This window comes from Flavobacterium sp. WC2509 (assembly GCF_052683105.1).
Map to the genome: position 1 here is coordinate 3,853,366 of NZ_JBQZFG010000001.1, position 22,419 is coordinate 3,875,784.

A 22,419-nucleotide genomic window follows, 5' to 3' on the forward strand; every position below is an offset into this window, starting at 1 on the left:
AATTAGTGCAATTCGTGTTAACTTTTTTTGATAGATAATTATTTAAAAATGAGCAAGATTTATATAAATGGATTAGGTTGCATTTCGACTCAAAAAACTTTTGATACCCTTTTTCTTGAAGAAGCGGTAGTAAATGAAGTGGATACTATTTTGCCTATTCATCAACCGGTTTATAAAGATTTTATATCTCCAGTAGCAAGCAGAAGAATGGCCAAAGGAGTCAAAAATGGAATAGTTGCTTCGACTCTTGCTTTGCGGGAAGCCCAGCTAGAAACCGTTGATGCTATTATAACTGGAACTGGAATGGGCTGTATTGAAGATTCAGAAAAATTTTTGAAAGCAATTTTAGATAATAATGAAGAGTTTTTGACGCCTACTTCTTTTATACAATCTACGCACAATACGGTTGGAGGTCAAATTGCGTTGGGTTTGCAATGCAAAGCCTATAACTTGACGTATGTGAATGGTTGTGTTTCTTTTGAATCGGCACTTTTTGATGCCAAAATGATGATTGAGGAAAATGAAGCCTCTTCTATTTTAGTGGGTGGAATTGATGAAACTGCTGATTATACCATGTCTTTATTTAAGTTAGCAGGTTTTATAAAAAATGAAAATCAAGGAACTCATTCATTTTTAGAATCTACTTCTAAAGGAGCTGTTCTTGGAGAAGGTGCTACTTTTTTTGTTGTAGAAAATGAAGTGAAAGAAACAACAATAGCCGCTGTTTTAGATATTGAAATTCTGAATAAATTGGAAATTGGCGAGGTAGAAAAGAAAGTGGTTTCTTTTCTTGCTTCCAATAATTTAAAACTAACCGATATTGATGCTGTAGTTTTGGGGTATAATGGAGACGTAGATTCGGATTTGTATTATAAAAATTTATCCAATGTTACATTTGCAAATACACCACAGGTCTATTATAAGCATTTGAGTGGTGAGTATGATACCGCTTCAGCATTTGGATTGTGGGTTGGAACTAAAATTATTCAGACTCAAAATATACCTGATATTGTAAAGATAAATGCAATAAATAAAGAGGTTTATAAAACTATCTTGTTGTATAATCAACGCAACGGAACAGACCATAGTTTTACTTTAATTTCAAACTTTTGAAGCATATTCTAACCAATGTGTTCTTTGTTTTGATGCTAATGCTACTCGCTTTAGCAAGCTTTTATGTAGTGGTTGAAATCAAATATTTTATACTCGTTGGGTTCTTATGGTTTTTGATTGTATTTATTGGCTCCTCATTTATTGGCTCCAATTACCATGTAAAAACATATTGCAGTAATCCATCTGTAAAAGAGAAAAAAATTGCCATAACATTTGATGATGGCCCAAATGAAATGACGATTTCCGTTTTGGATGTTTTACAAAAATACAACGCCAAAGCTACTTTTTTTTGCATTGGAAAAAATATAGAAAGATACCCCCATATTTTAGAAAGAACAATAAACGAAGGACATACAATTGGAAATCATTCGTATAGTCACGCTCCTTTTTTTGATTTTTATAATAAAGATCAAGTAATTTCCGAAATTGAAAAGACAGATGCTTTGATAGCAACTATCTTAGGAAAGAAAACTACTTTATTCAGACCACCGTATGGGGTTACAAATCCTTCCATTCGTAAAGCTTTAGCAATAACGAAACATACAACAATTGGCTGGAATATTCGTTCATTAGATGGAATCATTAAAAAAGAGAAATTTTTATTAGACAGAATAATAAAAAGAATTAAACCTGGAGGAATTGTACTTTTGCATGACACCTCTATTGAAACGGTTAATGTGTTAGAGCAATTACTTTCCTTTTTAGAAAAAAATAATTATAGCGTTGTTCCTTTAGAAGAACTCTTGAATATTAAAGCTTATGAAGATTAAAATTTTTATAGTATTCGTTTTTTTAAATGTTTGCCATTTTCAAACTTGGGCTCAAGAGCAAAAAATGAATGAAAACGAGATTACTGTTTTTAAACAATCCGTGGCAGTGGTATCTAAAAAAATCAAGACTTTAAGTACCGATTTTGTGCAATACAAACACCTTGATTTTCTATCAAAAGATATTGAAACTTCTGGAAAAATGGTTTTCAAAGAACCAAATTCTTTACTTTGGCAATATAAAAAACCTTACAGTTATACAATCGTTTTTAAGAATGGAAAAATACTGATTAACGATGAAGGAAAGAAAAGTGCTGTTGATATTGGAAACAGTAAATTGTTTGGAAAAATAAATAAACTGATTGTTGGAAGCGTGAGTGGAGATTTATTTGACGATGCAGTATTCTCGATTTCGTATTTTAAAAATAAAGAACAAAATATAGCTAAGTTTATTCCCAAAGATGCGACTCTTAAAAAATATATTAAGCAAATAGATTTAACTTTTGATAAAGAGGAAGCGACTGTAATTCAGGTTAAATTATTAGAATCCTCCGCCGATTATACTCGAATTGTTCTAAAAAATAAAGTAATCAATGCCAAAGTCGATGAAGCTTCTTTTTCGAATTAGTAGTGCCCTACTTCTTTTATTAACGTCATGCGGCAGTAATAAAGTAATCAAGGATTATAAAACGGTTGCTTTAGAAAAAAATACTTTTGAAGTCCCTTTTTTTTCTAATCCCAAAATGGATTATGTGTATAAAGCTAATATTTCGGTGTATGGCAATGAATTAACAGGCATTTTTATTGCGAAAAAAATAAACGATACTACGCATAGAGTTGTTTTTACCACTGAATTTGGTAATAAACTGATGGATTTTGAGATTTCGAAGAATGATTTTAAAGTCAATTTTATTCTGGAGGAATTGGATAGAAAAATATTGATAAATACATTGGTAACTGATTTTAGGCTTCTTTTGAGAAGTGATTATTCGGTAAACAATCAATTTGAGAATGATACTGAAAAGGTATTTGAGGTTTTGGATAAAAATAAAATGAATTATCTTTTTGTTTCAAAGGCAACAAATAAATTAAGTAAAATAGTATATAGTTCTAAAAGGAAAGCTATATTTAATATTCTTTATACTTCTAAAAATGATATTTTTGCCGAAAATGTTATCATTCAACATCAAAATATAAAGTTAAAAATCGAACTAAATTATTTTAACCAATAACCAAAACAGTTAACATGAACGATAGAAATCAAATGAATAAAGGACTGCTAGTTTTATTTTTTGTTTTTTTTGGAATATTGAATTCACAAGCTCAGGTGAGTTTTAGACCAGGACTTAGGGGTGGTGCCAATTTTGCTCATTTTACCAAAGACGATTACTATAATGATCCTTATGATTCTTCGAATTCTTTAGCATATAATAATCATTACTCTTCAATAACAAGTTTTTATGTTGGTTTTTATGGTGCTTTAAAATTGACTAAAGTATATACTTTACAACCTGAAATTAATTATTCGGCTCAAGGTTCAGATTATAGATCAGCAACGATTAACAGAAACTTCAAAGTTGATTATTTGTCTTTGCAACTGATGAATAAATTTACATTTGCAGATCGATTTAATATTCATTTTGGACCAACACTTGAGTTTGTTGTGAATAATAATTTTAATACAGATAACGATGTTGATTTAGGATTTGTATTGGGTACAGGTATTAATTTAACTCGTAATTTTGGAGTTGAATTAAGAGTAAAAAAAGGAATCGTTCCTGTAATTGATTTTAATGATAAGAGCCATACTAATGTCGTTTTTTCCGTTGGAGGAACGTATACGTTTGATGTAAAATAAAGTTATGCTACTAAAAGATTTTTATACAATAAATACGCTAGAAAACACTGCTGATTCTAAATATAAAGCGCAAATTACAATTAACGAGAAACATGAAGTTTTTCAGGGACATTTCCCCGGAAATCCTATTATGCCTGGCGTTTGTATGATGCAAATTATAAAGGAACTAACGGAACAAATTACAGCTTGTTCCTTGTTTATGGAATCTTTGAGTAATGTAAAGTTTATGGCTTTGATTAATCCTTTTGTAAATCCAGAATTGTTTTTAGAATTGGATGTGACTACAACTGAGGATAATTTGGTTAAGATTAAAAATGTCAGCTATTTTGGTGAAACTGTTGCTTTGAAATTAAGCTGTGTTTACAGAAAAATCTAATTTAAAGATTGCAAATAATATAAAGAACTTATGAAAATTCCATTGCTATACTTATTTTTATTTTTCTTCAGTAATCCTTCGGTTAGTGAAATCAGAAAATTATATGGTACTGCTAACAGTTCAGAAAGCAATGCAAAAGAATTTGCTGCAAAATTAGCAGAAGTCGGCAAAGAGGATGCTAATAAAGTTTTGGTTGCCTACAAAGGTGCTTCAATTATAATACTTTCTAAACTAGAAAAAAAGGTGTCAGATAAGTCCAAAAAGTTCAAAGAAGGAGCTGCTTTGCTTGAATATGCAATAGCCAAGGAGCCTAATGCAATTGAGATGCGAATGATTCGGTTGAGTATTCAGGAAAATGTTCCTAAAATTGTACATTACAGAGGGAATATTAAAGAAGACAAAAAGTTTTTGTTAGATCATTATAAAGAACAAACAGGAGCTTTGAAATCCTATATTGGTGATTTTATGGCACAATCTAAAAGTTTTACAGCGACTGAAAAGCATTTAGTTGAATAGTTTAAGAATTGAAAAAATGAGTACTAGTTTTTCAGAAACAGCGCGTATGAATCAATATAAGGTTTGTGTTATTATACCCACCTATAATAATCATAAGACTTTAAAGCGAGTTATCGATTCGGTTTTGTTATATACTTCGAATGTTATTATTGTGAATGATGGTTCGACAGATAGTACTGTTGAAATTCTGAAGGATTATTCAAGCTTGATTCAAATTCATCATCCTAAAAATTCTGGAAAAGGATTAGGCCTTCGTAATGGTTTTAAGAAAGCATTAGAATTAAATTATAATTACGCTATTACAATTGATTCTGACGGACAACATTTTGCATCCGATATTCCGAATTTTCTAAATGGTTTGGAGGCTGATCCAGAAGCGCTTTTGATTGGAAGCCGCAATATGGTTCAGGAAAATGTTCCTAAAAAAAGTAGTTTCGGAAATAAATTTTCAAATTTTTGGTTTTGGTTCGAAACAGGAAATAGGCTAGAGGACACGCAATCTGGTTTTAGATTGTATCCTTTATCGAAAATGCCTGTTCATTATTTTACCAATAAATTTGAATTTGAAATCGAAGTTATCGTTCGTTCTGCTTGGAAAGGAATCCCCGTAAAAAATATTCCGATTCAGGTTTTATATGACCCAAAAGAGCGTGTTTCTCACTTTAGACCCTTTCAGGATTTTACTAGAATTAGCATTCTTAATACTGTTTTGGTGATTATTACTTTACTCTACATTAAGCCGAGAGATTTTTTTCGGAAGCTAAAAAAAAAAGGAGTTAAACGGTTTTTTCTAGAAAATTTTCTGGAAAGTAATGATTCGAATGTACGAAAATCTTTTTCTGTGGCATTGGGCGTTTTTATTGGAATTTGCCCTTTTTGGGGATTTCAGACTATTTTGGTGTTGGCATTGGCAGTTTTGCTAAAGCTAAATAAAGTTATTGCTTTTGCCTTTTCTAATATTAGTTTTCCGCCTTTAATTCCATTTATTATTTACGGTTCGCTAAACATTGGCAGTTATTTTATTAAAAGTGACCAATCATTAATTTTGAATATGGACATGACATTTGAAGATATTCAAAAAAATATTGCACAATATGTTGTGGGAAGTTTCATTTTGGCGACTTTTACTGCTGTTCTATTTGGCCTTACAAGTTATTTACTGTTATATTTAGTAAATAATTTAAAACATAAAAAATAGCTTGATGCAAAAGTTTTTATTCGATTTATATTCTTTCATAACAACTAGAAAATTCCTTTCGTTAGGTATAGCAATTGCTATGATTTTGATTTTGGGATTCTTTGCTTTTAGGATTTCTTTTCAAGAAAATATAAATCAATTGATTCCATCTAATGATAAATCTGGAATAACTTCAAAAGTATTAGATCAGGTTAATTTTGCTGATAAAATTACTATTATCATTTCTCGTAAAGAAACAGCTTCAACAGAGGATTTAACAGCATATGCCAATGATTTTTTGGATAGTTTGGATTCCAGCTGTAAACCTTTTGTCGGTAAAGTGCAGGGGAAGATTGAAGAAGAAAATATTCAGGAAACCTTTGATTTTGTCTATGATAATTTACCTCTTTTTTTAGATCAAAAAGATTATGAACATATTCAAAGTAAATTACAAAAAGACAGTATAGCGAACAATGTTGCAGCCGATTATAAATCAATCATTTCACCAGCTGGATTGGTTTCAAAAGATTTTATTCTCAAAGACCCATTGGGAATTTCGTTTATTGCTTTAAAAAAAATGGAGCAGTTAAGTGTAGGGGATGAGTTCGCAATCGAAAGTGGATTTATTGTAACTAAAGATAAAAAGAACTTATTGCTTTTTATAACACCAAAATTAGCTACTAACGAAACGGATAAGAATACGCTTTTCATTACCAATTTAGAAAAAATAAAGACGACACTGAATAATAAATTCAGCAAGAAAGTGGAGATGACTTACTTTGGAGCAACTCCTGTCGCTGTCGCTAATGCTACCCAAATAAAAGCGGATGTTCAAAATACTTCTATTTTTGCAGGTGTTACATTAATTTTAATACTTGCCTTTTTTTATAGAAGTATTACAACTCCAATACTAATTTTTATTCCTTCTTTGCTTGGAGCTCTATTTGCTTTGGCGGTTTTGTACATTTTTAAAGGAACTATATCAGCAATTTCTTTGGGAATAAGCTCTATTTTGTTGGGAGAAACTACAGATTATTCGATTTATGTTTTAACGCATTTACGAAATAATAAAAGCGTAAAATTACTTTACAAAGATATTACAAGGCCTTTATTGCTTTGTGGAATCACCACTTCAATTACATTTTTATGTTTGTTTTTTATTAAATCTGAAGCTTTACAGGATTTAGGCCTTTTTGCTGCTTTATGCGTGGTTTCTACAACCGTTTTTTCATTAGTATTAATTCCGATTTTATATAAATTTAATACCAAAAACACTGTTCAAAAGCCAAATGTAATTGATAAACTAGGTGCTTATTCGTATCATAAAAATAAATTTCTGATAGGTTCAGTCCTTGTATTGATTATAGTTTCTCTTTTTACCTATTCTAAAGTTACTTTTAATAATGATCTTTCGGCTTTGAATTTCATGACCCCAAAATTGAAGTTGGCCGAAAAACAGTTGGAGCAACTTTCTAATAACAATGATTCCAAATCTATTTATTTGGCTACTTATGGTAAAAGTTATGAGGAAGTTGTTGCTAATAATAATGCGCTTTTTCAAACATTAGAAAAGGATAAATCAAACAAAGAAATTTTAAATTTTAGTTCTGTTGGCGGAATTGTTTTTTCTGCAGCTGTGCAACAACAAAAAATTAAGGAATGGAATACTTTTTGGGACTCCCAAAAGAAACAAACTGTTACTAAGGCCTTAATTAGTGAAGGAAATGAATATGGTTTTAAAGCTGATGCTTTTTCAGGATTTTATGAGTTGTTGAATAAAAATTTCAAACCAATACCTATCGCAGAATATTTTCGAGTGAAATCTTTCTTTCTGGATGAATTTATAGCTCAGAAGAAAGGTTTTTTTACTATTTCAACCTTAGTAAAAGTACCGACAAGCAAAAGAGATTTATTTGTGAATCAAATTAAAAAGCAGCCCAATTTAGTTGTAATTGACAGGCAACAAACAAACGAGACTTTTTTAGGAACATTAAAAACAAATTTTGAAGACCTTGTAAATTATTCATTTATAGCTGTGTTTTTTGTGTTGTTGCTTGCTTTTCGAAAAATTGAATTGGCTATTATCAGTATTATTCCAGTACTTATCAGCTGGATTTTTACAACGGGATTGATGGGATTGTTTGGTCTGCAATTTAATGTGGTTAACATCATAGTTTGCACGTTGATTTTCGGAATTGGGGTCGATTATAGCATTTTCATGACTTCGGCACTGCAAAAGGAATTTACATACGGAAAAGTAGAATTATCAAGTTATAAAACGTCTATCATACTTTCGGTAGCTACTACTATTTTGGGTATCGGAGTGCTTATTTTTGCAAAACATCCTGCTCTAAAATCAATATCATTTATTGCTATTATCGGAATATTTTCGGCATTGATGATTACGTTTATTTTGCAACCTTTAGTTTTTCATTTTTTTGTTACCAATAGAGTAAAAAAAGGAAAAGAACCGTATAAAATTACGCGATTAGTGCTTTCGATTTTTTCATTCACTTATTTTGGAATCGGATGTATTATAGTGTCATTAGTGGGATCAATTTTAATCAAAATCTTGCCATTTTCAAGACTGTCAAAACTAAAAGGCTTTCATTTTGTGATGTCAAAATTTATGCATTCGGTTTTAGTAGTAAGTACTACCATTAAACGGAAAATAAACAATAAATCACAAGAAACTTTTGATAAGCCAGCTATCATCATCGCTAATCATAGTTCGTTTCTTGATATTTTAGCAATTGGAATGCTGAGTCCTAAAATCATCTTTTTGGTTAGTGATTGGGTCTATCAATCACCAGTTTTTGGAAAAGGAGTTCGTTTGGCCGGATTTTATCCTGTATCGAGCGGAATGAATAATGGTATTGAGCATTTGCGTTCGAAAGTGCAGGAAGGTTTCTCTATTATGGTTTTTCCAGAAGGGTCGCGATCTGCGGATAATGGAATTAAACGTTTTCATAAAGGCGCTTTTTATTTGGCAGAAGAATTTCAATTGGATATAATTCCAGTAGTAATTCATGGGTTTTCGGAGGTGATGCCCAAAGGAGATTTTATTATACAAGGAGGTCCTACTTCACTAACAATTTTAGACCGAATTGCTTATAACAATGCAGATTTTGGAATTGAAGTAGCCGAAAGGACAAAGAAAATAAGTAGTTACTTTAAACAGCAGTATAAAAATATTCGTTTAGATTCAGAAGATGCTAATTATTTTAAAGACAAATTAATTAATAGTTTTGCGTACAAAGAAAGTCATGTGTTGCAAGTTGTTCAAAGTGATTTGGAACAACATCTCGATCTTTATTTTGATTTAAATAAAAGAATCGATTCTAATGCCAGAATATTACATTTTGGAAATGATTATGGTCAATTAGATGTTTTACTGGCTTTGCAGGAATCGCTAAGGAAAATTGATTCAGTCCTTTTAGAAGAAAACAGAGCCATTGCTCAAAGTAATTATTTACTAAAAACGAGAAAAATTCATTATTTGAATTCAGATGATTTAATTTCTGTCAAAAAATACGATGTTGTTTTAATTTCTGATGAAAGTGTTACGATCGATTTGGAATCGGTTTGTAATTCAGCTTCGACTATAATCACAGTAAAATGTAGTGAAATTAGAAGTGAAATAATAGCATTTGGATTTGAAATTGAGTATGAAACAAACAATCTGATTATTGCTAAGAAAACGGCACGATGAAAAAGCATTATGATGTCATTATAATCGGAAGTGGATTAGGCGGATTGGTTTCGTCTATTATTTTAGCCAAAGAAGGTTATAGTGTCTGCGTATTGGAAAAAAATAATCAGTATGGTGGAAATTTGCAAACGTTTGTTCGAGACAAAACAATTTTTGATACAGGAATTCATTATATCGGAGGGTTAGGCGAAGGTCAAAATTTGAATCGATATTTCAAGTACCTTGGAATCATGAACGGTCTGAAACTTAAAAAATTAGATGAAGACGGACATGATATAATTTCTTTTGGCGATGTGGATAAAGAGTTTCCACACGCTCAGGGCTATGATAATTTTGTCAATCAATTGTTGATATTTTTCCCCCAAGAAAAAGAAGCCATTACTAAATATTGCGAGGCTATTATTGCGACTTGTGATTCGTTCCCGCTTTATAATTTAAAAAGCGAAGGAGTTTATGATACCGATATTTTATCCATAAATGCCAAAGAGTTGATAGAAGGACTTACGGATAATAAAATACTTCAAGCGGTTTTGGCAGGCAGTAATTTTTTATACGCAGGCGATGGTGCTAAATCTCCATTTTATGTACATTCATTAGCTGTAAATACTTATATACAAAGTGCGTGGCGTTGTATAAATGGAGGAAGCCAAATTACAAAGTTACTTTTAAAAGAACTTAAAAAACATGGAGGTGCTGTCTTTAAATACAAAGAAGTAGTTCAATTAGTTACTGAAAATAATGCCGTTACTGCTGCAAAAATGAAAGACGGAACAACTGTGTCGGGAAACTATTTTATTTCAAATATAGATCCAAAAACGACCTTAAAATTGGTAGGTGAGGAGCATTTTAGAAAAGCTTTTGTTAACAGAATTTCTAGTTTAGAAGGAACCGTTTCGGCCTTTAGTTTGCATATTGTTTTTAAGCCGCGTACTTTCAAGTATTTGAATAGAAATCATTATCATTTTAATACTAGTAGCGATGTATGGAATTCTCAGGATTATACCGAAGAGACTTGGCCAAAATCGTATATGGCTTCTGTGAATGCTTCTAAAAAAGAGGATGGCTGGGCTGAAGGAATGACGTTTCTCACGTATATGAAATTTTCTGATGTAAGTCCTTGGATAGAGACCTTCAACACGGTAGCCGATGAAAATGACAGAGGGGAAAGTTATCTGTCTTTTAAAACCAGAAAAACCAATCGTTTTTTAGAAATAATTGAACTAAAATTTCCAGGAATAAAAGATTGTATTCGTTCCGTTCATACTTCAACGCCTTTGTCTTATAGAGATTACATTGGAGGCTATAATGGAAATATGTACGGTTATGTAAAAGACGCAGGAAATCCTATGAAAAATTTTATTCCTTCTAAAACCAAATTGGATAACCTTTATTTAACGGGGCAAAGTATAAATATGCACGGTGTTTTAGGGGTTACTATTGGAGGTGTTGCTACTTGTTCAGAAATTTTAGGGAAAGAATATTTGGTCAACAAAATTAACGAGTATCAATGAAAGCCAATTTAAATAGCTAGTAACGACAAATGAAAAAACAAATAGTCTTTATTTTTCTTGTGCTATTTCTTGCCTCTTGTGGTACTTCAAAATCGTTGCGTCATCAGCCTACATTGGTTAATTATAATAATACTATTCCGCTCGTAAAAAAGCTTTCTGATACCTCATTTTATTCCGGTACTAATTTTTGCATTAAAAACAAACACCACTTTTGGGAACTCTATGTAGAAGGCGATCCTTTGGAAAGAGGATTAGCAATTGGCAGTTTAACAGATTCGCTATTAAAAAAACAAGAACATGCTCTTTTTGATAAGGTAGATGATTTGATTCCTTCCAATTTTAAAAAGCAAGTTTTATGGAGTTTTTTAAAATGGTACAATCGGGAGCTGTATCTGAATGTCGATAATGAGTTTCAAGCCGAGATTTACGGACTTTCTAAATACACCACAAGTGATTTTGATTATATAGCTTCTAGTTTTACGAGGGATTTATATCTGCACGGTGCCCATGACATAGGTCATGCTGTGCAAGATTTGGCAATGGTTGGCTGTACTTCTTTTGCAGTTTGGGGCGATAAATCTGAGGATGGGAGTTTAATTTTAGGTCGAAATTTTGATTTTTACGCAGGTGATGCTTTTGCAAAAGATAAAATAATAGCCTTTATTAATCCAAAAGAAGGTCATCCGTTTATGATGGTCACTTGGCCAGGAATGATAGGGGTATGCTCTGGTATGAATGTTGAAGGTTTGACTGTAACTATTAATGCCAGTAAATCTAAAATTCCATTAATTGCCAAAACTCCAATCTCTATCGTAACTCGCGAAATTTTGCAATATGCAAAAAACATAGACGAAGCTATTGCAATCGCTAAAAGAAAAAAAGTGTTTGTTTCCGAATCTATTATGGTTGGAAGTGCAAATGATAAGAAAGCAGTTATAATTGAAATTTCACCTAATAAAACTGCTGTTTTTGAGGCTACAAATGGAAATGAATTAATTTGTTCTAATCATTTTCAAAGTGATGATTTAAAAAATAATAGTAGAAATTTAAATCAAATAAAAAATAGTCATTCTGAATATCGTTTTGAACGAATGGAGCAGCTTCTTGGTCAGAGTAAAAAAATAACTCCCCAAATTGCTGTCGATATTCTTAGAAATAAAGAAGGAATCGATGGTAAACCTTTGGGTTATGGTAATGAAAAAGCAATTAATCAATTATTGGCGCATCATGGAGTTGTTTTTAAACCCGATCAAAGATTGGTTTGGGTTTCAGCAAGTTCTTTTCAATTAGGTGAATTTGTTTGTTATGATCTGAATGAAGTTTTTAAAACTAAAAAACAGAACAATGACTTTGTCTCTTTAGAAGTAGAAAGTAAAAGTATTGCAGCCGACCCTTTTTTGAAATCGCCTGCTTATCAAAACTATAAATTATTTCGTATTGAAGACAAAAAGATGGATGCAGTTTTATCCAATAAAACCAATTTGCCTTCGATAGATTATATTGGTTATTATCAATCTTTAAATCCTGATTATTGGGTTGTTTATTATAAAGCAGGGTTGTACTTTTATCAAAATAAAAAATACGATTTGGCTCAACAGCAATTTGAAACAGCATTGACCAAAGAGGTTAGTACACTTCCTGAAAAAGAAAAGATTAGCAATTATTTAAAAAAAATAAAAAGTAAACAATAATGATTCCAAAGATAGAAACAGCCACGACAGCAGAAATAAAATCGTTTCAGGAAGAGAAATTATTGGAATTGCTGAGTTATGTAGATACTAACTCGCCTTTTTATACTTCTTTATTTGCTAAAAATAATATTGATATTACCGCCATAAAAACACTCGAAGATATAGAGGTATTGCCTGTCACTACAAAAGAAGATTTACAGCAGTATAATGATGATTTTTTATGTGTGCCGAGGAATAAAATTATAGATTATGCTACTACATCAGGTACTTTGGGAGATCCGGTCACTTTTGGGTTAACAGATGACGATTTAGAGCGTTTGGCTTATAATGAAGCCATTTCATTTGATTGCGCTGGAATAAAAGAAGGTGATTTGGTGCAATTAATGACAACAATAGATCGTCGTTTTATGGCAGGTTTGGCCTATTTTTTGGGACTTCGAAAAATGAAAGTAGGAGTGATCCGTGTTGGCGCTGGACTTCCAGAGTTGCAATGGGATTCTATTTTAAAATACAAGCCTACTTATTTAATTACCGTTCCTTCTTTTTTGCTAAAAATGATCGAATATGCAGAACAGCATAATATTGATATTAATAGTTCAAGTGTAAAAGGTGCAATTTGTATTGGAGAACCTATTAGAAATCAGGATTTTACCAGTAATACTTTGTGTAAAAAGATCACGGATAAGTGGAAAATCAAGTTGTTTTCTACTTATGCTTCGACCGAAATGAGTACTGCTTTTACCGAATGCAGTCATGGAGTAGGAGGACATCATCATCCAGAATTGATTATTGTGGAAGTATTGGATGAAAATAATAAGCCAGTTTCCAATGGTGAACCAGGGGAATTAACGTTTACCACTTTGGGAATAGAAGCTATGCCTTTAATCCGTTTTAAAACGGGTGATATTGTACAATTACATTCAGATCCCTGTTCCTGCGGGCGCAATACATTACGTGTAGGCCCTGTAATTGGAAGAAAACAGCACATGATTAAATACAAAGGAACTACTTTGTATCCACCAGCAATGAATGACGTCCTGAATAATTTTGGCAACATTGATAACTATATTATTGAAATATCATCGAATGATTTGGGTACAGATGAGATTTTGATAAAAATTGCAGTTCAGAATCCTACTCCCGTTTTTCTGCAAGAATTAAAAGATCATTTTAGATCTAAATTAAGAGTGACTCCTAAAATAGAATTCACTACAAATGAAGTTTTAGCTCCATTAATTTTTAATCCAAACAGTAGAAAGCCAATTCGTTTTTTTGATAATAGAAAAACGCTGATTTAGCATCTAAAAATATTTTAGCCACAAAAAATTAATAGAGTGATAAAAAATTAAATTGTAATTAAAATTTAAAAGCGATTAAAGAATACCAATTCTTTAATCGCTTTTTTTATAATAGAATTTTTACGAATGAGTAGTTTATTTTTTCAATAAATCGATTTGATTAGAAAAACCATGTCTGCATTCTAAAGTTATTACTGTGTTTTTTTCAGAAACTGTAATTGATTTTACCACAGAATTATCAGCAAGTTTCCATTCTCCTTTTATCGTAAGAGTCAATTCAACAGGCATACTATAATTGCTTTTGTCTTTTTCAAAATTCAAATTTGGTTGAACAGCACTTATTGTCATGTTTGTTTTATTCTCTTTAATCATCAAAAGTGATGGAACCGATACACTCTTCAAAATAGCGTTATCCAAAGGCGTTTTCGAATCAAATATTACAAATCCAGTGGTTGAAGTCTCATTATCTTTTACAATATGAGCCACATCATCAGCTCTTATTATTTGATATGATTTATCATTTTTGATTTTTTTGTCAAAAGAATTAACGTCTTCTTTAGTAAGACCAGGATAAATAACATATTGATAAGAAGCGGCTTTAGGCGCTTTTCCGTGTTCTATCCAAGAGGAAGCAAAATTTCCTTTCGTAGTAGTAACTCCGTTTCCTTTTGCATTCATTTTGCCTGTATTAATAGAATAGGTATTGTCATAGGATTCTTGCGCTTGTCTTCGAATTTCAATTGTATTGGGAGACAAAATATAGTAGCCGTTTTGATATCCATCAATTATCCATTTTTTAGATTTCCCAACAACTTCCATAGACGATTGATAAGGGAAAGTCGAAATATTTGTACTTTCGGATGAAGAAATTGGCATTGAACTATCTTTTAAATAGTTCTGAAACAAATTCGTTTGAACTGGATTTACTGTATCAATACTTGAAATTCCTGTACCAATACAAATCAATTTCTCCCCAAATGAAAATACAGATTTGTTAGCCTTCAATTTTCCAGGAAAACCTAAATCTTTTTCTTCACCATCAGCATTAGATCCTTTGGCTTCGTTTAATTTCATTCCAAAAACACCATTATTATCTAATGTTACTGCTCCAGCAAAAGTTTCCTCAGATCGAAACATTAACAACGGCACTTTAGGTTCTAATTCTTTAAGAGAAAGATCAATAACAGTTGTACCTGGATAGCGATTCCAATCCCAGCCTTCCTGTTTAAAGCCACTCGCTTCACTTCCTCCAATATTATTTATCTGAATGCTACCATTCGCAGGATATCTTCCATATCGATTTTCATCTACATATATCTCAGATGCCCAAACGTATTTACTATATCCTTTGATAAATGCAGCCCAATCATTTCTTCTGTGAATTGCTGTTGCGGCATAAGGAAGTACATGATAGCCTGGTAATTCATCTTTCCCAACTTGGTAATCATCTTTAAATAATTTACTGCTTACTTTATCATTGCTTCCCCATAATCGTAAATAAGCAGCCGCTACTTCATTATCTATTTTTGAAGTGCCTTCAGGATTTCCGGAGCGGGCCATTAGCAAAAATGGATTTTTTAACGATTTGATAGAATTATCTTCTAAAGGATGACGACCTGCATTTGCAAATCCATAATCAAATAATTGACTATACAAACGGGTCGTCATAAAGGCTTTTTTAAAGTTTTTATGCCCCGCTTCACTAATTTTGAAAGGAGTTCCAGAAAGCGTATAAATCACTGATGGAATACTGCCAAAAGCTCCTAATCCGTAAGCAGGGTAGTGCCCATTGTGATGCCATGACGTACCATCAATTTTAAACACACCCAATTCATTATCCTGAGCCAGAGTTATCGAAATATAGTTTGAATACGCTTCTAATAATGCAGATTGCTTTTCTATATTGTCCGACATAAGAATCAGCATTAAATGATAGAAAGATTGAGTATTGTAATAGTCTATATTGGCTTGAAATTCTTTTTCAGGTCCCAAAATCTTTCCTAAATTAAAAATCCATTGCAGGCTGCTTCCTACTTCATTTAATAAGCCAGCTTCTTTTAATGGTTGTTTCATCATATAAAAGGCATCTGTAATTTCTCTCACATTATAACCTATGTGATGCCTCGTTCCTCCAGATGCTCCTTCCTGCCATCCTTGATCTAAAAAATATTGAGACGCCGTAATAAACATTGCTGCAATTTCAGGTTTGTTTTCATCTGTGCTTTGAAGATAATAAGTGGCTATTTTTTTTAAAATTTTGCCAAAATCACCAATATCAATAGCTTTTTTTATGCTAAGATCTCCTTTGTCAAAGTAAATTTCGTCTATATGGAAAACTAAAGGAGATCCCAAAACGGACTCTTTTTTTACTAAATTAAGTTTGGCAAATTCTTCTTTTACTTTTAATAAGTTATTGTTTTTTTGAGGGGTTTTATTAAAAGTTTCATCAATGCGCTTTTCAATAATGGAGAGGGCTTTTTTCTGTTCCTCAGAGATTGGTTTTACAGTGATATCCTGAGTTCGTTTCAAGTCTCTAATCAAAGGCATCCAATGATCTTCTCCTATTTCTAAATCTTGTTTGATAAAAGGCACCATTACATCAGGATATGGAAAACGATTATCCATATATTGAGAAAACACTATGTCATCAAAAAATAATATCCCTTTGCTTTTGGCTGAACTACAGCTTACTTTAAAAGTATCATAAGCAATAATATCATTTCCTTTTTTAGGCTTATTTCCGCTCATTTCATAGAAAGGAACCCGAATAGTTCGCCATCCTGTAAAATCTAATTTAATTGGGAACCAAACTTCTTCTGTACCTGATTTTCCAAAAGCAATTTTAATGACTTCATTTTGCGCTTTTTCATTATATATAGACATCACCAAAGTTGGACTTGCAGGAAAAAAATCTCCGTACAGTAATGGACTTTCTTTTTTACTTAATATTCTAAAATTTGAAGTTTCAAAAAAGCTTTGACGAGACCATTCCCATTGTAGTGACGATTCTCCAAATTGGCGGTGCTTTTTGCTTATCGTCAACGTACTTGATTTGTCCTTTTTAAAATTGATTATTGAAGTTTCGTTTTCAAAAGATTCCTTTGCTGGTCGATTGTCTGATTGTTGCGAAAAACACAAAGTACCCATTAGAAAGAAATGTATTAAAAAGAACTTTTCAAAGATTGTAGTCTCTATTTTCATTGTAGTTATATTGGTTATTTAAAATGTCATGAATAATTTTTAATTTCTAGAATTAGAAATGTTTGAACTATTTTCTGACTTTCAAATTTCAGATTAATGTTTAATATCGGAGTAGAATTATATCCTCATTAAAGGTAAATTATTCCTTTTATTGATTTTTTGTTGAAATTTATTTTGACAAAGAAAAAAATAAATGACTAAAAATTGGTTATTCTGTTTCATAAATGTATTTTTGTGCTCGAACACACTTTTGTTTAAAATCTAATATTTTCTCAAAATGAACCAGTTGAAATGTTATAATGTAAATTATATTGAAAAAGGAACTTTTAGTTTAAATGGTAAAGGAAATAATCCATTATGGGATTCTGCTGAAATCTTGACCGATTTTGTTTCTGCTTGGGATAAAGAAAAAATCGCAACGATAGAATTCAAATCCATGTGGGATTTTGAGAATATTTATTTTTGTTTTACTGTTTATGATGCTATGGTTTATATCGATAAAAAAGATGATAGTAGTGACAGTATAAATAATTCTGACCGTGTTGAACTTTTTTTTAGAAAGGACGAATTATTGAATCCTTATTATTGTTTAGAAATTGATCCTACCAGCAGAATTATGGATTTTATGGCGCTTCCCAATAAAGATTTTGATTTTGAATGGAAATGGCCAAAAGAACAGTTAAAGGTTCAATCTACAATTGATAGTTCTAAATTTACAGTTGAAATCTCGATAAGCATCCAATCTTTGAAAGAACTGGATTTAATAAAAGACAATAAAATCGAAACTGGAATTTTTCGTGCCAAATATAAAAAACAACAAGATTTAAGTTATGAACCAGTTTGGATTTCATGGGTAAATCCAAATACAGAGTCTCCAAATTTTCATACACCATCTTCTTTTGGTGTCTTACAACTTCTTCGGCCTTAAAAACTATAAAATGTAATTGGTAGCATTTTCAGAATTTATAATATCGATTGGTAAAATTTTCAGTCGTGGAATTTCTTTATCAAAAATAAAATAATCAATAAGACTAGTTGTTCCGAGATAAGCTTGTCTTTTAGGATTTTGATGTATTAAAAAGTCAATTGCATTGTTATTCATGAATTCTACATTACTCGCTAATAAGTCATAACCAATAATTGAAATTTTATTTTTATTCATTTCAGAAGTGATTTCTGCAACTTGATAGGCTTTTGAAGTGGTAACAAAAATGCCTGCCAGATTAGAATGTTCATTTAGGAAATTGGTTAATTTATTTTTGAAGTCTAGGTGCTCTAATTTGAAGGTTATAATTTCAAAATCATTATTATCTAGATGTTTGAAATAATTTTTAAAACCTTTTTCTTTTTCCTGCATGTGGACTGCATTCTCATAATCCTCATCTATATGTATAATTGCAATTTGACCTTTCTTAACAAGCAAGTCTAGTAAACGTGCAGCAACTCTTCCGCTTTGAAATAAATCCTGACCTACAAAATTTTTAATAGAATCTGATTTAAGATAATTATTAAAGGTTATGGAAGTAATTCCTAATGCATTATAGTTTTCAATAATATCAAGCGATTCTTTGAAAAATAAGGGTACAAGCAAAACAGCATCAGGCGAAGTTTTTAAAATTGCTTCGTTTGCCGTTGTAAAGGACGAAATGCTGGTAGGGTCAAAAAAATACGTTTTTATAGAAACATTAAAAGATTTGAATTCTTCTTTGGCCTCAGCAATTCCATCAAGACAAGGCTGCCAATACAAATCATTTTCTGGACTAGGTAATAAAACACAAATAAGGTGAATTTTAGTATTCTTTAAATTCCGTGCAATTAGATTTGGTTTGTAATCAATGGTTCTTAAAACTTCATTTACCTTATCAAGAGCAATTTTAGAAACTTTACCTCTATTGTGTAAAACTCTATCAACAGTTCCTTTAGAAACATTTGCTAACTCAGCAATATCTTTTATTGTGTAAATTTTTTCCATAATGCACAAATGTAAATAAAATATTAATTAAAAATAAGACGGCTTAAGAAAAAGTGTGCTCGAGAACATTTTTTAGTGTGTTCGAGCACATTTTTTTGTATTTTCCTTTGTGGGTTAGAAAATCATTTATACTTTAGCAAAATAATTAGGAATTAGTTGGTGATTTGACCATAGTATTAATCTTTTATCAATAAAAAATGAGTATAAATAAAAAACCCACTCTTGTAATTTTAGCAGCCGGAATTGGAAGCCGTTATGGAGGATTAAAACAATTAGATACATTTACTCCAGGAGGTGATACCATAATGGATTTTTCGATTTTTGACGCTGTAGAAGCTGGCTTCGGAAAAATCGTATTTATAATACGAAAAAACATTGAAGAAGAATTTAAAGAAGTATTTGATAAGAAATTATTTGGCATAGCCGAAGTTGATTATGTTTTTCAGGAAATTGAATACGTGCCAGCAAAATATCAAAATCCAGAGAGGAACAAACCTTGGGGAACAGGACATGCCTTGTTGATGGCTAAAGATGCTGTAAAAGAAAATTTTGCAATTATAAATGCAGATGATTTTTATGGTAAAGAGGCTTTTCAAATCATGGCAAAAGTATTGAGTAATACAGACAAAGAATCGTATGACTTTAATACAATGGCATATTTGCTAAAAAATACAATTTCGGATCATGGATTTGTTTCCAGAGGAGAATGTGAAGTAAATGAAAAAGGGTTTTTGACTGATGTTACTGAACGTACTCATATTGAAAAAATCAATGGAGAATTAATGCGTAAAGACGATAATGGAGCATTTATTCCTATTGATGAAAACACCGTAGTATCAATGAATTTTTGGGGATTTACGCCAAAATGCTTTGAGTTTGGTGTTGAACTTTTTGATACTTTCCTTGAAGAAAATAAAGACAACCTTAAAGCCGAATTCTTTATTCCATCAGTAGTAAATGAGATTTTAAAGTCAGGAAAAGCGACAGTAAAAGTACTGAAATCTGATGCGAAATGGTTTGGAGTTACCTATCGTGAAGATAAAGAAATAGTTCAGGAAAAAATAGAAAAACTGATTCAGCAAGGTATTTATCCATCTAAATTATGGTGATTATGCAAGAAGATAAATTAAAGTTTTTATTTGATCAATTCGATCATACTTCAGAATTTGATTCTTTTGAAGAATTGGCTTCAGGTCATATTAATGATACGTTTTTAATAAAAACAATTGCAAAACCTTATTTTGTATTGCAGCGAATAAATCATAAAGTATTTGTGGATGTTCCAGGTCTGATAAGCAATAAGGTGGCAATAAGTCGTCATTTGAAAGAAAAATTGAAACATCTTCCAGAAGAGCAACTCAGACAACAGGTACTTGATTTCGTAAATACAAAATCAGGGAAACCTTACTACCAGGATAAAGATGGGAATTATTGGAATGTGATGGTTTTTATTGAAGATAGCGTATCATTTGAAACAGTCAATAATGAAGAGGTGGCTTATGAAGGAGGAAAGTTATTTGGTAATTTTTTATTCCTGACAAGTGATTTTCCAGCTTCGAAATTAACCGAAGTCATTTCTAAATTTCATGATATGTCTTTTCGGTTTTTTCAGTTTGAAGCATCATTAAAAGTAGCTTCAAATGAAAGATGGAATATAGCGAAGCCCTATATAATGCAGGTTAATGAGTTAAAGGAAGAAATGCATATTCTTCAAAATCTAAAAAAATCTGGGGAAATTAGATTAAGAGTTACTCATAATGATACTAAAATATCGAATGCACTTTTTGATAAAAATAATAAAGGGCTTTGTGTAATTGATACTGATACTGTTATGCCTGGAATTGTTCATTATGATTTTGGGGATGCAATACGAACGATCTGCAATACCGCCGCTGAGGATGAAAAGAATCTAGACTTAGTAAATTTTAATGTTGATTATTATAAAGCATACGTTAAAGGCTTTTTGGAAGAAATTGAAACAGAACTTTCACCTATCGAAATTGAATATCTTCCTTTAGGAGCAAAAACAATGATTTTTATAATGGCATTGCGCTTTTTGACAGATTATTTAAACGGAGATATTTATTATAAAACGGCTTATCCTGAACATAATTTAGACCGTGCTAAAAATCAATTTAAGCTTATAGAAAGTTTAACAGAAAAATTTAAGGAAACAGAAATAGATAATTTGTCGCATAAGAATTAAAAGAAAGCAAAAAGAAATGAAGAAATATTTAATTACCGGAGGTGCAGGTTTTATTGGAAGTCATATTGCAGAGTATTTATCTGGAGAAGGACATCAGGTTACTATTTTGGATAGTTTAAGAACAGGATTCAAGGAAAACTTGGAAGGTTTAAACGTGAAGTTTGAAAATGGAGATATCCGAGATGAGAAACTCGTAAATAAACTCGTTGAAGGCTGTAATGCTGTATTTCATTTAGCGGCACTTGTTAGTGTTCCTGAATCTTTATTGAAAATTAGAGAATGTATAGATATCAATACAACAGGAACCATCAATATTTTGGAAGCGGCAAAAAATACTGCTGGCTGCAAAGTGGTGCTTTCTACATCAGCCGCAAATTATGGTAACAATCCTGTTTTGCCAAAGATAGAAACAATGTTCCCTGAGCCTATGACTCCTTATGCAATTTCGAAATTGGATGGGGAATATTATTTAAAAATGTACCAAGATCAGTATAATGTACCAACGGCTTCATTGCGTTATTTTAATGTATTTGGTCCTCGTCAGAATCCTGAATCTGCTTATGCGGCTGCAGTACCAATTTTTATAAACAAAGCACTTCAAAACAAACCAATAACCATTTATGGAGATGGATCACAAACACGTGATTTTATTTATGTAAAAGATGTTGTCAAAGCTAATATTTTGGCTTCGCAGGTTGGAAATGAAACGTACAATGTTGCTTTAGGGCACAGCACTTCTATTTTAGAATTAGCCCAAAAAATTATTGAAATTACCAATTCAAAATCTCAAATACAATTTTTAGAAGAGCGTTCAGGAGATATTAAACACTCGAAAGCTGATCCATCAAAATTCAATAAATTAGGCTTTAAACCAGATTATTCCATAGACAGTGCCTTAGAGGAAACAATTAGTTTTTATCATAATGAACTGGTAAAATAAAGTAATGAGTATACAAAATAGCTTCTTTCAAGTTAACTAGAACGGTCTGGTTATGCAACGATAGAAGCTTTTTTGTCAAAT

At 31.4% G+C, this 22,419-nt stretch carries 18 protein-coding genes; 16 read left to right on the plus strand and 2 right to left on the minus strand.

Annotation, left to right across the window (positions count from 1 at the left end):
• The first annotated feature begins 48 nt into the window (after positions 1-48).
• Genes ACUN3A_RS16185 through ACUN3A_RS16240 form a run of 12 tightly spaced genes read left to right on the plus strand, consistent with a single transcriptional unit; the run spans position 49 to position 14,019 of the window.
• Positions 49-1,113: a beta-ketoacyl synthase N-terminal-like domain-containing protein gene (locus tag ACUN3A_RS16185; protein ID WP_445552321.1), complete on the plus strand. Its 1,065-nt coding sequence runs from the start codon at positions 49-51 to the stop codon at positions 1,111-1,113.
• Positions 1,110-1,883, plus strand: coding sequence for a polysaccharide deacetylase family protein (locus tag ACUN3A_RS16190; protein WP_445552322.1), 774 nt, complete (start codon positions 1,110-1,112; stop codon positions 1,881-1,883). Before ACUN3A_RS16185 ends, ACUN3A_RS16190 begins: the two co-directional genes overlap by 4 nt.
• Positions 1,873-2,508, plus strand: coding sequence for an outer membrane lipoprotein carrier protein LolA (locus ACUN3A_RS16195; protein ID WP_445552323.1), 636 nt, complete (start codon positions 1,873-1,875; stop codon positions 2,506-2,508). The genes ACUN3A_RS16190 and ACUN3A_RS16195 overlap by 11 nt, the downstream gene beginning before the upstream one ends.
• Positions 2,486-3,112: a hypothetical protein gene (locus tag ACUN3A_RS16200; protein ID WP_445552324.1), complete on the plus strand. Its 627-nt coding sequence runs from the start codon at positions 2,486-2,488 to the stop codon at positions 3,110-3,112. The genes ACUN3A_RS16195 and ACUN3A_RS16200 overlap by 23 nt, the downstream gene beginning before the upstream one ends.
• A 14-nt stretch (positions 3,113-3,126) precedes the next feature.
• Entirely contained in the window at positions 3,127-3,738 is a 612-nt protein-coding gene (locus tag ACUN3A_RS16205) for an outer membrane beta-barrel protein (RefSeq protein WP_445552325.1), read from the plus strand.
• Positions 3,739-3,742: 4 nt separating this feature from the next.
• The gene (locus ACUN3A_RS16210) at positions 3,743-4,114 is read left to right on the plus strand and encodes a 3-hydroxyacyl-ACP dehydratase (RefSeq protein ID WP_445552326.1); all 372 of its coding nucleotides are present in this window, start codon (positions 3,743-3,745) and stop codon (positions 4,112-4,114) included.
• 30 nt (positions 4,115-4,144) lie between these two features.
• Positions 4,145-4,630 carry a hypothetical protein gene (locus ACUN3A_RS16215; RefSeq protein ID WP_445552327.1) on the plus strand — a complete coding sequence of 162 codons (486 nt, stop codon included), beginning with the start codon at positions 4,145-4,147 and terminating at the stop codon, positions 4,628-4,630.
• A gap of 16 nt (positions 4,631-4,646) precedes the next feature.
• On the plus strand, positions 4,647-5,828 hold the full coding sequence (locus ACUN3A_RS16220) for a DUF2062 domain-containing protein (RefSeq protein WP_445552328.1): 1,182 nt from the start codon (positions 4,647-4,649) through the stop codon (positions 5,826-5,828).
• Between the two features lie 4 nt (positions 5,829-5,832).
• On the plus strand, positions 5,833-9,519 hold the full coding sequence (locus ACUN3A_RS16225) for an MMPL family transporter (protein WP_445552329.1): 3,687 nt from the start codon (positions 5,833-5,835) through the stop codon (positions 9,517-9,519).
• Positions 9,516-11,030: a phytoene desaturase family protein gene (locus ACUN3A_RS16230; protein WP_445552330.1), complete on the plus strand. Its 1,515-nt coding sequence runs from the start codon at positions 9,516-9,518 to the stop codon at positions 11,028-11,030. The genes ACUN3A_RS16225 and ACUN3A_RS16230 overlap by 4 nt, the downstream gene beginning before the upstream one ends.
• A gap of 29 nt (positions 11,031-11,059) precedes the next feature.
• Complete coding sequence (locus ACUN3A_RS16235; RefSeq protein ID WP_445552331.1) at positions 11,060-12,721, plus strand: C45 family autoproteolytic acyltransferase/hydolase; 1,662 nt, start codon at positions 11,060-11,062, stop codon at positions 12,719-12,721.
• Positions 12,721-14,019 carry an AMP-binding protein gene (locus tag ACUN3A_RS16240; RefSeq protein ID WP_445552332.1) on the plus strand — a complete coding sequence of 433 codons (1,299 nt, stop codon included), beginning with the start codon at positions 12,721-12,723 and terminating at the stop codon, positions 14,017-14,019. The genes ACUN3A_RS16235 and ACUN3A_RS16240 overlap by 1 nt, the downstream gene beginning before the upstream one ends.
• Before the next feature lie 135 nt (positions 14,020-14,154).
• Here ACUN3A_RS16240 and ACUN3A_RS16245 read toward each other — a convergent pair whose 3' ends face one another.
• Entirely contained in the window at positions 14,155-17,220 is a 3,066-nt protein-coding gene (locus ACUN3A_RS16245; protein ID WP_445552333.1) for a chondroitinase family polysaccharide lyase, read from the minus strand.
• Between the two features lie 277 nt (positions 17,221-17,497).
• On the opposite strand from ACUN3A_RS16245, the gene ACUN3A_RS16250 reads away from it, so the two are divergent.
• Positions 17,498-18,148, plus strand: a complete 651-nt coding sequence (locus ACUN3A_RS16250) for a carbohydrate-binding family 9-like protein (RefSeq protein ID WP_445552334.1) — start codon at positions 17,498-17,500, stop codon at positions 18,146-18,148.
• Between the two features lie 3 nt (positions 18,149-18,151).
• On the opposite strand, the gene ACUN3A_RS16255 is transcribed toward ACUN3A_RS16250, so the two are convergent.
• A complete protein-coding gene (locus tag ACUN3A_RS16255) occupies positions 18,152-19,192 on the minus strand; it encodes a substrate-binding domain-containing protein (RefSeq protein WP_445552335.1) in 1,041 nt (346 codons plus the stop codon).
• Between the two features lie 197 nt (positions 19,193-19,389).
• Here ACUN3A_RS16255 and ACUN3A_RS16260 point away from each other — a divergent pair, with 197 nt between their 5' ends.
• The 3 genes from ACUN3A_RS16260 to ACUN3A_RS16270 are packed head-to-tail and all read left to right on the plus strand — an operon-like array spanning position 19,390 to position 22,338.
• On the plus strand, positions 19,390-20,301 hold the full coding sequence (locus tag ACUN3A_RS16260) for a nucleotidyltransferase family protein (protein WP_445552336.1): 912 nt from the start codon (positions 19,390-19,392) through the stop codon (positions 20,299-20,301).
• 2 nt (positions 20,302-20,303) lie between these two features.
• Entirely contained in the window at positions 20,304-21,398 is a 1,095-nt protein-coding gene (locus tag ACUN3A_RS16265; RefSeq protein WP_445552337.1) for a phosphotransferase enzyme family protein, read from the plus strand.
• A 16-nt stretch (positions 21,399-21,414) separates the two neighbouring features.
• Entirely contained in the window at positions 21,415-22,338 is a 924-nt protein-coding gene (locus ACUN3A_RS16270) for an NAD-dependent epimerase/dehydratase family protein (protein WP_445552338.1), read from the plus strand.
• Positions 22,339-22,419 lie beyond the last annotated feature (81 nt).

Coding starts and splice junctions, on each gene's coding strand:
- ACUN3A_RS16225 (WP_445552329.1), top strand. CDS start 5,833: ATGCAAAAGTTTTTATTCGATTTATATTCTTTCATAACAACTAGAAAA.
- ACUN3A_RS16265 (WP_445552337.1), top strand. CDS start 20,304: ATGCAAGAAGATAAATTAAAGTTTTTATTTGATCAATTCGATCATACT.
- ACUN3A_RS16185 (WP_445552321.1), top strand. CDS start 49: ATGAGCAAGATTTATATAAATGGATTAGGTTGCATTTCGACTCAAAAA.
- ACUN3A_RS16200 (WP_445552324.1), top strand. CDS start 2,486: ATGAAGCTTCTTTTTCGAATTAGTAGTGCCCTACTTCTTTTATTAACG.
- ACUN3A_RS16250 (WP_445552334.1), top strand. CDS start 17,498: ATGAACCAGTTGAAATGTTATAATGTAAATTATATTGAAAAAGGAACT.
- ACUN3A_RS16240 (WP_445552332.1), top strand. CDS start 12,721: ATGATTCCAAAGATAGAAACAGCCACGACAGCAGAAATAAAATCGTTT.
- ACUN3A_RS16205 (WP_445552325.1), top strand. CDS start 3,127: ATGAACGATAGAAATCAAATGAATAAAGGACTGCTAGTTTTATTTTTT.
- ACUN3A_RS16210 (WP_445552326.1), top strand. CDS start 3,743: ATGCTACTAAAAGATTTTTATACAATAAATACGCTAGAAAACACTGCT.
- ACUN3A_RS16235 (WP_445552331.1), top strand. CDS start 11,060: ATGAAAAAACAAATAGTCTTTATTTTTCTTGTGCTATTTCTTGCCTCT.
- ACUN3A_RS16255 (WP_445552335.1), bottom strand. CDS start 19,192: ATGGAAAAAATTTACACAATAAAAGATATTGCTGAGTTAGCAAATGTT.
- ACUN3A_RS16215 (WP_445552327.1), top strand. CDS start 4,145: ATGAAAATTCCATTGCTATACTTATTTTTATTTTTCTTCAGTAATCCT.
- ACUN3A_RS16230 (WP_445552330.1), top strand. CDS start 9,516: ATGAAAAAGCATTATGATGTCATTATAATCGGAAGTGGATTAGGCGGA.
- ACUN3A_RS16220 (WP_445552328.1), top strand. CDS start 4,647: ATGAGTACTAGTTTTTCAGAAACAGCGCGTATGAATCAATATAAGGTT.
- ACUN3A_RS16260 (WP_445552336.1), top strand. CDS start 19,390: ATGAGTATAAATAAAAAACCCACTCTTGTAATTTTAGCAGCCGGAATT.
- ACUN3A_RS16195 (WP_445552323.1), top strand. CDS start 1,873: ATGAAGATTAAAATTTTTATAGTATTCGTTTTTTTAAATGTTTGCCAT.
- ACUN3A_RS16270 (WP_445552338.1), top strand. CDS start 21,415: ATGAAGAAATATTTAATTACCGGAGGTGCAGGTTTTATTGGAAGTCAT.
- ACUN3A_RS16245 (WP_445552333.1), bottom strand. CDS start 17,220: ATGAAAATAGAGACTACAATCTTTGAAAAGTTCTTTTTAATACATTTC.